Source organism: Clostridium celatum (assembly GCF_021412605.1).
GTDB classification, from domain to species: Bacteria; Bacillota; Clostridia; order Clostridiales; family Clostridiaceae; genus Clostridium; species Clostridium celatum.
In genome coordinates, this window is sequence record NZ_JAJKGM010000060.1 from 1 (window position 1) to 11,848 (window position 11,848).

Sequence of the window (11,848 nt, forward strand, 5' to 3'; positions counted from 1 at the left end):
TTATTCCAAATCTACCAACTAATCATACAAAAAAGAGTAGATAGATTTGTTTTTTACACAAATCTATCTACTCTCCCGATTTAGTTTATAACTAAATCATTTTTTTATATTTTAAAGCTGCTAATACTTTTTCACAAGTTACTGGTAGTTCATAAAATCTAATTCCAATAGCATCATAAATTGCATTTAAAATAGCTGGAGCTGTTGGTAACATTACTGGTTCACCTAATCCCTTTGCACCAAAAGGACCAGTATATTCATTTTCCTCAACAAAATATGATTGTATATTTGGCATATCCATAGATGTAGGGATAATATAATTAGAGAAATTTGTATTTTTAATTTTTCCTTTATTTAAATCAATTTCTTCCATAAGAGCATATCCAATACCCATTAAGCATCCACCTTCTACTTGACCTTCTGCCAAAGTAGGATTAATAATTTTTCCTGCATCATTGATTGCTACAATTTCTAGTACATCTATCTTACCAGTTTCAGTATCTACTATAACAGTAGCTCTTTGTGCTCCAAATGTATATGGCCAATAAGGATTGCCTTGACCATCTTCATTATGAATCTTTGATGTAGTTGCTTTAAAATAACCATCTTCATATGTTGAAATATTATTTTTTATCATATGTTGAAGTATTTTTTTTATCATATCTGATGAAGTTAATTTTTCACTTTTATTAATAACTTTATTAATATTATTTCTTAATTTAGAACAAGCATTTAGAACTGCATTACCAGTATTATAAGTTTGTCTGCTAGCTGCAGCTGTACCAGAATCTTTCAGAATACTTGTATCGGTATTGATTATATTAACTAAATTTTTATCTATATTTAATGTTTTAGTAGCAATTTGCCACATTATACTCTTGCCACCAGATCCTACGTCAGATACTTCAACATATATATTAATGGTTCCGTTATTTTCTATTTTTGCACTTGCTCTTGATTCATCTGGAAATCCATTACCATAACCAGTGCCATAAAAAATTGAAGCATATCCAATACCTTTCTTTTTCATTTTAATTACTCCTTACAAATCAACCCTATCAATAGAAGCTAATTTTTCTATGCATTTTTTAATGACAATATTTCCTTCTAATTTTTGGCCAGTTGCAGTGTAGCTTCCACAATTAAAAGCATTTATATTTCTAAATTTAAGAGGATGAATATTAAGCTTTTCTGCTAAAATGTCCATTTGAGACTCATAAGCTATTGGAACTTGTGCAGCTCCAAATCCCCTCATTGCACCACAGAATGGATTATTAGTATAAATAGCATATGCTTTTATATCAACATTAGGTATTTCATAGGGACCTGTAGCATGTACTGCTGCCTTTCTTACAACATTAATTCCCCAAGATGCATAAGCACCAGTATCAGCATATATTCTAGCTTTTACTGCAGATAACTTTCCATTACTATTAACAGATGTTTTATAATACATTTTCATAGGATGTCTCTTACTATGGGATATGGTAGATTCTTCTCTAGAGTAAATTATCTTAACTGGCTTCTTAGTTATATATGAGGCAATAGCAGCATGACATTGTGGATTTATATCTTCTCTTCCACCAAAGGCCCCTCCAATAGTCATATTAATAATATTTACTTGCTCCTCTTTAAGATTAAGACATCTAGCAACTTCTTCTCTATCATAGTGTGGATATTGTGTTGCAACATACAAATCTAATGTATTATTATTTTTATAATTCGCGATAGCTACTTCTGGTTGCATAAAAGCATGGTCAGTCATTTGTGTATAATAAGTGTTAACTGTTATAAATTTAGAATTTTTAAATCCCTCTTCAATATTTCCTTTTTTTATTGTTATGTCATACAAAATATTATTTCCATTTCCTAAAATAGGAGCATCACTTTTTAATGCATCTTCTATTGTAAATATACCTTTATATTCCTCATACTCTATATTAACTTTTTCTAAAGCTATTTTTAAACTTGTTTTATCTTTTGCTATAATTAATACTATACAATCACCAATTCTTTTTATTGTATCTTTAACTAAAATGGGAATATCTTTAAATACTACTCCATGATTAATTTCTCCAGGTATACCTTTATAATCAATAACATCAATTACACCATCTAACTTCTTAACTTCCGATATATTTATTGATTTAACTCTTCCATAAGCAATAGAACTTCTTTTAACTCCTGCATAAAGCATATTTTGAAATTCTAAATCATCTGGAAATGATGCTGTACCTAATACTTTTTCATATGCATCTGGTCTTATTACACTTTCACCAACCAATTTTTCACCTCCAAAAGTATTAGAACTATTTATTATTTAATTTACTTTCAGCTAGTAGTATAGCTTGTATTATTTTTTTGTATCCTGTACATCTACATAAATTTCCTGATAACGCAACTTTGATTTCTTCTTCATTTGCATTTGGATTTTTATCTAAAAGTGCTTTTGCACTTAATATCATTCCAGGAGTACAGTAACCACATTGAACAGCCCCTACTTCCATAAAAGCTTCTTGTATTGGATGGAGCTTACCTTTATATGATACTCCTTCAATTGTTATTACATTTTTTCCATTTACTGAAGAGGCTAACATTAAACAGGAATTGATAGTTTTACCATTAACAATAACTGTACATGCACCACATTCTCCTTCTCCACATCCTTCTTTAGTACCTTTTAACTTTAATTCATCTCTTAAGAAGTCAATTAATCTTACTGTTGGATCAATTTCTCTACAATAATTTATTCCATTTACATTAATAGAAACTTTAATATTAAACACCTTCTATCTTTAATGCATTATATAAAGCCTGTTTATAAATACCTTTAACGGCTTCTTTCTTAAAATTAACAGTCCTTCGTCCACTTATACTACTATATACTGAGTCTTCTAAAATACTTAAAATTTTTTCTTGAAACAATGCATCTTGATCTTTATTTAAAACTAAATTTTCAATTTCATTAACTTTAAAAGGGAATCTTCCAGCTGCTCCAATAAATAAATTAATTTTATTAATTTTTAAATCAGTTATTGACAAGCTTACAGCTGCACTTATCCTTGATATAGCTAATGAATTTCTTTTACCAAGTTTGTAATATCCACTTATAAAATTATTCTTTGGTATTATAATGTTTGTTAAAATTTCATCCTCTTTTATATGTTCAATATTATAATTATTAAAATAATCTTCAATTTTAATTTTTCTTATTCTATTAATAGACTCCAATACTAGCTCGCTGTCTAAAGACATTAAACAAGGAATAGAATCTGCTGCGGATGCAGCATTAATAATATTTCCACCTAGAGTTGCCATATTTCTAATTTGAGGTGAACCCATATGTTTACTGCATTCATATAAACAATTAAAATATTTCTTAATTAATTGATTTTCTTCAATTTCAGAAAATGTAGTCATTGGACCAACTAAAATATATTCTCTTTCTTCTTTTATCTTAAATAACTCTCTAATTTTACTTATATCTAGCAACATTTCTGTACTTATATTATTTTTTCTAATATTAATGATTAAATCCGTTCCTCCAGCCAATATTTTCAAATTACCATTAGCTAATAACATCTTTGCTTCATTTAAAGTGTTAGGTTGTAATATTTGCATTAAACTTCACCTACTATAAAGTAGAATATATAGTAATGTTCTACTTTTTATTATTTATTTAAAAATTAGGTTCATTAACAATTTTTCCAGCTACATATCTTTCTATAATATTATTAGAGTTTCCTATATATATAAACTTTTGCAATCTTTCTTCCAATGTCAAATTATTTTTAATTAATAAATCACTATCATCTATAATTAATGCATCAAATTCATAACCTTTTTCAAAGCTACCAACATTACCAAAAAATTTACCGCCGCCTTTAGTTGCTAAATAAAACAATTCATTTGTTGTTAATTTTTCATCAGTTCCATTACTATTAAGCCATCTTAAATTAGATACTTGTGCTGAATATTTGATAACGTCAGGAATATATAATGTGTGACCAGCAGATATATCTGATCCTAATCCTACTTGTATTCCATTGTTTATTAATTGTCTAATTGGTGCTATGCCACTAGATAAATTTAAATTAGATATTGGACAATGTGCTACAAAAACATTTTTATTTTTTAGCAATTTAATTTCATCTTCATTAACTAATATACAATGAGCCATGATAGATTTATTAGTTCTAAATAACTTAGCATTATCATATACATCAGCATAATTTTTGAAATTTGGATGTAATTTCTTAACAAAAGTTATTTCATCTAAATTTTCGCATAAATGAGATTGAACTGGTATATCATACTTATTAGCTATATTTCCTAAGCCTTCTAATAGTTGAAAGCTACAACTTGGTACAAATCTAGGTGTTATTATAGGCTTTACTAAAGCATATTTATTCTTATATTCCTCTATAATTTCAATTGTTTCTAATAAAGAGTTATTTGTATCTTCTTTTAATATATCTGGACATTCTCTATCCATATTTACCTTTCCAATATATGCAGCTAATCCAGATTTATTAAATAAATCTAAAAGTAACTTAGTACTTTCCTTATGAATGCTATTAAATATACAACATCTTGTTGTACCTAATTTCCATAATTCTTTTATTAAAAGTTTATATATTTTTTCTGAATATTTTATATCACTATATTTTTCTTCTTCAGGGAAAGTATATTTATTTAACCATGGCATTAACTCTTTATCTAATCCTATACCCATATTAGGAAATTGAGGTGCATGTAAATGTAAGTCTATAAAACCAGGTATTATTAATTTGTTTTTATAATCAGTTACAGAAATATCCTTATATTTTATAGGTAGTTCTTTATAGACTCCATTCACTATTCCATCTTCTACTATAATAGTTCCATTACTTAATATCTCTAATTTACCAAATGAGGGTGAAAATATTATATTACCTTTTATTCCATAGATGTTCTTCAAATTTATATCTCCTTTCTGTTAATTGTTAAATTATTTTTCCGTTAAAGCTTTTTTAGTTGCTTTAAAAATTTTTTGGTATCCTGTACATCTACATAAATGTCCTGATAATTCTCTTTTTATTTCTTCATCACTATATTTTTTGTTGCTATTAACTAAATAAGTTGTTGTTAACACAAGTCCAGGCGTACAAAATCCGCATTGGATAGCCCCCTCTTCTATATAAGCTCTTTGTACTTTACTTAACTCTCCATTTTTAGAAACACCCTCTATAGTTAATATCTTCTTTTTATCAGCCCAAATAGCTAAGTAAATACAAGAATCTATTGGAAGTCCATCTACTAATACTGTACAAGCACCACATTCTCCAACAGAACAACCTCTTTTTACACCTGTTAAAAATAATCTATTTCTTAATACATCTAAAAGTGATTCCCTAATATCAACTTCTAAATTATATTCAGTATCATTTACTGTTATATTAATTTTTTCCATTTTAGAAGAATTCATTTTTTACTTTATTTCACTCCTTATAACAGTAGAATTTAATATTCTCTTTACTAAGATATTAATTAAATGTAATCTATAATCCTTTGATCCTCTCCAAGAATTTCTTGGATTTGCATCAGTCATAGCTAGTTGTGCAATTTTATTAACTGTCTCATCACAAACTATTTGACCTATAGCGTAACTCTCTGCATTTTTACATCTTATTGGTGTAGGTGCTGCCACTCCAAGTGCTATTCTTAAATCTTTAAATACTCTTTCATTTCTTTCATATAAAACTGCTACTCCTAGTAGTGATATATCCAATGCTTTTCTATTAGAAAATTTTATATATTTGCCAATCTTATTTAGATAATCATTTTTTTCAATTAAAATTTCGGTTAAAAGTTCATTGTTTTTAATATTTACTTTTCCAGGACCCTCATAAAAATCACTGATTTTAATTACACGCTCTGAAGTTAAACTTTTAATCTTTATTTTAGCATTAAGAACCAATAAGGCTGGTGCACTATCAGCTGAGACAGCTCCATTACATATATTTCCTCCTAAGGTAGCAACATTTCTTATTTGAGGGCCACCCATAGATACAGCAGCTTCACTTAATATTGGAATATAGTCATTAATAATTTTATTTCTAAAAATATCTGAAAAAGTTGTTGCTGCACCTATTGATATTGTTTTATCGTCTAATATGTTAATTCCTCTTAATTGATTTATTTTCTTTATACTTAATAAATTTATATTAGAAATTTTTCCGTGATGTAGTTTAATAAGGACATCTGTTCCGCCACATATTATTTTAAAATCAGGGTTATTATTTAATTCTATTAGTGCTTCATTTAATGATTCTGGTTCCTTAATTTTATTTATATCAAACATAAAACTCCCCCTTTATATTAATCCGGTTTCTTTAAATTTTTCAAAAACACGTTGTGGATTCATAGGAAGTTTATTAAATGCTATACCAGTTGCATCTAAAACAGCATTTCTTATAGCTGGTGCTGGAGAAATTGTTGGATTTTCTCCAAGTGATTTTTGACCAAAGCTACCTGCAGGATCCTCTAATTCTACAAAATCAACACCGATAATAGGGGTATCTAAAATAGTTTGAATTTTATAATCAAGTAAGTTATTATTTAATGGTTCTCCAGTGTCCTTATTAAATAACAGTTCTTCTGATAATGCATATCCAAGTCCCATACTTACTCCACCTTGAACTTGTCCTTCTGCTATTTTATGATTAAGTATTTTTCCAGAATCATGAATATTATATATTTCTAAAATTTCAATTTTACCTGTTTCAATATCAACTTCTATCTCTGCAAAGGTAACTCCATATGCTACTGCATTAATTTTTATATTTTCAGATATATCACTTGTTATAGGAGCGGCATTTTCTCTATCATAATAAGATTCAAGAGCTATTTTTGCTAATGGGCATATAACATTTCCTAGCTTCTTTTCAATAATTTCGCCATTATTTATATCTAATTCTGAAATATTTAATCCACATTTTTTACTTGCTAAAATAAGAACTTTTTCCTTAACTTCAAGTGCTGCTTTCTTAACTGCTGCACCTGTAATAAAGCTTTGTCTTGATGCATAGGCACCTGTATCAAATGGAGTTATATCAGTATCTTGAGTACTTATAATATGAACATCTTTTATATTTATACCTAAAACTTCAGCTGCCATTTGTGAAAAAATAGTATCACTACCTTGTCCAATTTCAGTTGCTCCTACTTGGAGTTGAATAGATCCATCTTGATTCATAACAATTCTTGCTCCTGCTAATTCAAGTGATACAGGATATGTACCAGAGAAATAGCTAAAACAAGCCATACCTAGCCCTCTTCTTTTATTTCCATAATACTTTTTATATGCTTCTTTCTTCTCATCCCATTTTATTAATTTTTTACCTTTTTCTATACAGCTTATAAGGCCAAATGATCTTACCTTAATATTATTTAATGGATCAATATATCCTAAATTAATAAAATTATCTTCTCTAAATTTTATTGGGTCAATATTTAACTTTAAAGCAATATCATCTATATGGGATTCTAAAGCAAAACATACTTGGGGGATTCCATATCCTCTCATTGCTCCTGCAGTAGGTAAATTAGTATATATTGTTTTAGGTTCTACTTTAATAGAATTAAAATTATATAATGGTCTAAATTTACTTGCAGCACTCATTGCAATTGAATGTCCATGTGAGGCATAAGCACCATTATTAACTATATTTTTCATATATATTCCTAATAATTTTCCTTCTTTAGATACTGCTGTTTTAATATTATATTTCATTGCATGTCTAGTTCTAGTATCTATAAATACTTCTTCTCTACTTAAAGAAAGCCTAACTGGTTTGCCATTTACAGCTAACGTCATTGCTACAGTCAATGGCTCAATTATTACATCTTGCTTATTTCTAAATCCACCACCAACATAAGGCTTAATAACCCTAATTTTTCCCCAAGGAATATTTAGAGCTTGCCCAACTATTCTTCTTACAATATGAGGTATTTGAGTTGATGTTACAATTACTATTCTATCGTTGCTATCTACATAAGCATATGCACTTTGATTTTCTAATTGGCAATGTTGAACTATACTTGTTTCATACTCACCTTCGAAAATATATTCAGCTTTTTTAAATTCACTTTCAATATCACCAATGTTTATTACAGAAGAGGCTATTATATTATCTTCTTTTTCACTATGAATTATTGGTGCACCTTCTTTAATAGAATCTTCTGGATTAAATACAGCAGGTAAAACATCATAATCAACTCTTAATAACTTTAATGCTTTTTTTGCAATTATTTCATCTTTTGCAACTACTGCTGCAACTGCATCACCAACGAATCTAGCTTTTTCCGCAAGTATTAATCTATCTTCAACATCTTTATGATTTGGATCTAGTGAATACGGATGCCCTGCAGTTGCAAATTTTATATTGGGTAAATCTTTATAAGTTAGTACTGCTTCCACACCAGGCAACTTCAACGCATCATCAATATATATATCTTTAATAATAGCGTGAGCATAGGGACTTCTAAGAACCTTTCCTATAAGCATTTCTCTCTCAAAAAAATCATCTGTATATTTTGCTTTTCCAGTAACTTTAGCAACTGAATCAACTCTATCAATACTGTTTCCAATAACTTTGTAACTCATTGATTCACCTCATATTAAAGTATTAAAAATATAATTTATAAATATATTCTGTTATTATTAAGATGCAAATAATATAGCTATATTTTAAAAATATGGTCTTCTTATAAACAATCCCTCAGACTTAAACATATCCATAACAAATCTTAAATCGCTGCATCCAAAATCCATAATTTTTATACACCAAGAGTTTATTTCTAAACCAATTTTTAATTCGTTGAATATAATATCCATCCTTTTATTTTTAACAGATAAGTTGTATATAATATCATCTATAAATCTATTTATATCATTATCATAAGGTTCAAAGGATAGATTTTCTCCTTCATCCTGTGATAATTTGAATATATGATTATCATAAAGATATAGTTTGCTTAAGGCTAATACATATTTATTTAAAATATTATAACTATTATTTTTTAATATGTTAGCTTCAAAGTCTTCATACTTTATAGTATTATTAACTATTTTAGGAAGTATATCTATAGTGTAGATATCTCTATATTCCTTTTGTTTATAATTATCATTTATTAATTTCTGAAATAATACTTTTATTGCTTTACTTTCGTTAATAATATTTTCATTCATAAAATCACCTCAAATATTTATTGCTTTTACTATATTTATATTGCTTATAATACTATTTTAATCTTTTTTATTATTTATATAACTTTTATTTATATACAAAAAAAGACAAGCTTTCGCTTGTCGTGAAAATATCTAATCATTTATATACTCTTTTTTTAATAGCTCAATTTCGTTTTTATATCCATCAAGTTCATTTGGAGTTTCTAAGAAAAATGGTAAATGTTTAAGTTTTGGATGATTAATTATTTTACTTATCCCATCAAGTCCTAAGCTTCCTTCACCAATTTTTTCATGTCTATCTTTATGGCTACTAAATGGATTTTTACTGTCATTTAAATGAATAGCTTTTAATCTATCTAACCCTATAATTTTATCAAACTCTTCTAATACATTGTCTAAATCATTTACTATATCATATCCTGCATCATAAACATGACATGTATCTAAACATACACCTAAATGATCTTTTAATTCAACTCTATTAATTATTTCAGCTATTTCTTCAAAGCTTCTTCCTATTTCTGTACCTTTACCGGCCATAGTTTCAAGTAAAACAGTTGTAGTTTGTTCAGGTTTAAGTACAGTATTTAACATTTCTACTATATAATTTATTCCAACATCAACACCTTGTTTAACATGACTTCCAGGATGGAAATTGTAAAGATTATTAGGTAAGTATTCCATTCTTACTAGATCATCTGCCATCATTTCTGTTGCAAATTTTCTTGTATTTTCATCAGCAGAGCAACCATTTAATGTATAAGGTGCATGAGCTAAAATTTTAGCAAAGTTATTTTCTTTCATAATAGTTAAAAGTTCATTTATATCATTTTCATTTATATCTTTTGCTTTACCACCTCTAGGGTTACGAGTGAAAAATTGAAAAGTATTTGCTCCTATAGATAAAGCTTCTTTCCCCATATTTTTAAAACCTTTAGTGGTTGATAAGTGACATCCAATATTCAGCATTTGTATTCCTCCAAAAATAAATTGTTATTTTAATAAAATAATACTATATAAAAATTTTATTATCAATAGATAATACTTATTAAATAATAATATCATTTATTCAGTATAACATATAATAGGTGTTCCAGGTTCTATATTTTCATAGATTTTTTTTGCAAGATATACTGGTAAGTTAATGCAACCATGGCTACCATTACTCTTATATATATTGCCACCAAAATCATTTCTCCAAGTAGCATCATGAAGGCCTATATTAGAATTAAATGGCATCCAATAGCTAACTTTTGAACTATAGCCAGCACCTTTTAATGTTGCATCTTTTTGCTTATAATTTAAAATGTAAGTTCCAACTGGTGTTGAAAGACCTCTACTTTCATTACCACTGACTATATCACCTTGAGCGACTATATCACCATCTTTATAAAACCATAAATATTGATTTGTTAAATTAATTTCAACATAAGTGCTACCTATATCATTTTCTCTTGTACCTAGTGCTTTTTGTAGATAAATAGGTTCCTTTATTATATTTTCACCGTTTTTTATATCATTAATCAAAGCCTCTCGTTCCTTTGACCTGTTTATTCTCCAACCGTAATTGCCGCCTATTACAGTTATATTTTTTTTAGTAGTAGTTTTAAATTCTCTAGCTTTACCATATGTATTGTATTTGTCGCCTAAGGATTTCAAATATTCATCAATTTTATTATTGTCAAAGATAATGTTAAAACTATCATCAATATCTAACCAAGTGTTTATAGTATTTCCATCTAGAATTTCAATAGTATCATCAAATGTATAGTATATTCTTGTATTAACATAGTTGTTTAATGTATCTTTAGTATCTAATACTTTTTCAGAGGTAGCTATAAATTTGGGATCCTCATAGCAATTTATATCATCAAATACTAAGGATTTTGTTCCAATATATATAGAATTTAAAATATATGCATGTAAAAAATCTTTATTAATTTTATTTCCGTAGACTTCATCAATTATATAGTATTCACTACCATTAAACTTTAATGTTGCATTTTGTGGCTCTATAATATTTTCTTCTTTAAAGCAGTTTAACTTTTCAAATTGTTCATTGAAGAGGGAGTTATCATAGCTAAATATTTCATTGTTCACATATTTATTATTTTGAAAAAACAACAATGGCCATAAATAAGGATTTTGATTATTTTTTATTTCTTGAAGTTTTTCTTTAGAGTTATATTTAAAATTAATATCACTTCCCGAAATATTTTCTATTAACCCGCCTCTTTCTTTCAATTCAATGGTATAATTATTAGCAAATTTATTTAAAATCACATTAGCTTCTTTAATTGTTTTACATGAGAGATTTATATTATTTAAAGATGTTCCAACAAAAAAGTGATTAGAAAAGTATATTACGATTACAAAATATATAGAAAGTAAACTACAAAATAAAATCAATATATTAAAAATAGGTGATTTTTTATTATTTACCACTAACTCTTCCCCCTAAAGTTTTAGATTGCTTATATATTTTATGTAGATTAATTATATTTAAGACTAATAATTAATTTTAAATATAAAAATAGACTAATCGAGTAGGAGGAAAATAATTATTTTATTTTCCGTCCTCTCACACCACCGTGCGTACCGGTCTGGTACACGGCG

Annotated in this window: 11 protein-coding genes; all 11 read right to left on the reverse strand. The window is 27.4% G+C overall.

The features are described from left to right. Positions 1-91 precede the first annotated feature (91 nt). The 11 genes from LPC13_RS17130 to LPC13_RS15805 all read right to left on the reverse strand — a co-directional run bounded on the left by LPC13_RS17130 (position 92) and on the right by LPC13_RS15805 (position 11,677). Entirely contained in the window at positions 92-1,030 is a 939-nt protein-coding gene (locus tag LPC13_RS17130; RefSeq protein ID WP_005210766.1) for a xanthine dehydrogenase family protein molybdopterin-binding subunit, read from the reverse strand. 12 nt (positions 1,031-1,042) lie between these two features. Beyond that, positions 1,043-2,284 carry a xanthine dehydrogenase family protein molybdopterin-binding subunit gene (locus tag LPC13_RS17135; protein ID WP_195245116.1) on the reverse strand — a complete coding sequence of 414 codons (1,242 nt, stop codon included), beginning with the start codon at positions 2,282-2,284 and terminating at the stop codon, positions 1,043-1,045. Between the two features lie 25 nt (positions 2,285-2,309). After that, positions 2,310-2,786, reverse strand: a complete 477-nt coding sequence (locus LPC13_RS15765; RefSeq protein WP_005210762.1) for a (2Fe-2S)-binding protein — start codon at positions 2,784-2,786, stop codon at positions 2,310-2,312. Then, positions 2,779-3,621 carry an FAD binding domain-containing protein gene (locus tag LPC13_RS15770; protein ID WP_234089005.1) on the reverse strand — a complete coding sequence of 281 codons (843 nt, stop codon included), beginning with the start codon at positions 3,619-3,621 and terminating at the stop codon, positions 2,779-2,781. The genes LPC13_RS15765 and LPC13_RS15770 overlap by 8 nt, the downstream gene beginning before the upstream one ends. Before the next feature lie 58 nt (positions 3,622-3,679). Beyond that, entirely contained in the window at positions 3,680-4,960 is a 1,281-nt protein-coding gene (gene guaD / locus LPC13_RS15775; RefSeq protein ID WP_005210756.1) for a guanine deaminase, read from the reverse strand. A 30-nt stretch (positions 4,961-4,990) separates the two neighbouring features. Continuing rightward, complete coding sequence (xdhC, locus tag LPC13_RS15780; RefSeq protein ID WP_005210755.1) at positions 4,991-5,467, reverse strand: xanthine dehydrogenase subunit XdhC; 477 nt, start codon at positions 5,465-5,467, stop codon at positions 4,991-4,993. Between the two features lie 3 nt (positions 5,468-5,470). Continuing rightward, positions 5,471-6,343: a xanthine dehydrogenase subunit XdhB gene (gene xdhB / locus LPC13_RS15785; RefSeq protein ID WP_005210753.1), complete on the reverse strand. Its 873-nt coding sequence runs from the start codon at positions 6,341-6,343 to the stop codon at positions 5,471-5,473. Between the two features lie 12 nt (positions 6,344-6,355). Beyond that, positions 6,356-8,647, reverse strand: coding sequence for a xanthine dehydrogenase molybdenum-binding subunit XdhA (gene xdhA, locus LPC13_RS15790; RefSeq protein WP_005210751.1), 2,292 nt, complete (start codon positions 8,645-8,647; stop codon positions 6,356-6,358). A gap of 84 nt (positions 8,648-8,731) precedes the next feature. After that, positions 8,732-9,232, reverse strand: a complete 501-nt coding sequence (locus LPC13_RS15795) for a hypothetical protein (protein WP_005210750.1) — start codon at positions 9,230-9,232, stop codon at positions 8,732-8,734. A 132-nt stretch (positions 9,233-9,364) separates the two neighbouring features. Next, positions 9,365-10,201: a deoxyribonuclease IV gene (locus LPC13_RS15800; protein WP_005210749.1), complete on the reverse strand. Its 837-nt coding sequence runs from the start codon at positions 10,199-10,201 to the stop codon at positions 9,365-9,367. Between the two features lie 96 nt (positions 10,202-10,297). Then, positions 10,298-11,677: a L,D-transpeptidase family protein gene (locus tag LPC13_RS15805; protein ID WP_005210748.1), complete on the reverse strand. Its 1,380-nt coding sequence runs from the start codon at positions 11,675-11,677 to the stop codon at positions 10,298-10,300. Positions 11,678-11,848: the final 171 nt, after the last annotated feature.

What these genes read in the sequence shown, in the direction of transcription:
- LPC13_RS17130 (WP_005210766.1), bottom strand. Translation starts at nt 1,030, where the DNA reads ATGAAAAAGAAAGGTATTGGATATGCTTCAATTTTTTATGGCACTGGT.
- LPC13_RS15770 (WP_234089005.1), bottom strand. Translation starts at nt 3,621, where the DNA reads ATGCAAATATTACAACCTAACACTTTAAATGAAGCAAAGATGTTATTA.
- xdhC (WP_005210755.1), bottom strand. Translation starts at nt 5,467, where the DNA reads ATGAATTCTTCTAAAATGGAAAAAATTAATATAACAGTAAATGATACT.
- xdhB (WP_005210753.1), bottom strand. Translation starts at nt 6,343, where the DNA reads ATGTTTGATATAAATAAAATTAAGGAACCAGAATCATTAAATGAAGCA.
- xdhA (WP_005210751.1), bottom strand. Translation starts at nt 8,647, where the DNA reads ATGAGTTACAAAGTTATTGGAAACAGTATTGATAGAGTTGATTCAGTT.
- LPC13_RS15795 (WP_005210750.1), bottom strand. Translation starts at nt 9,232, where the DNA reads ATGAATGAAAATATTATTAACGAAAGTAAAGCAATAAAAGTATTATTT.
- LPC13_RS15800 (WP_005210749.1), bottom strand. Translation starts at nt 10,201, where the DNA reads ATGCTGAATATTGGATGTCACTTATCAACCACTAAAGGTTTTAAAAAT.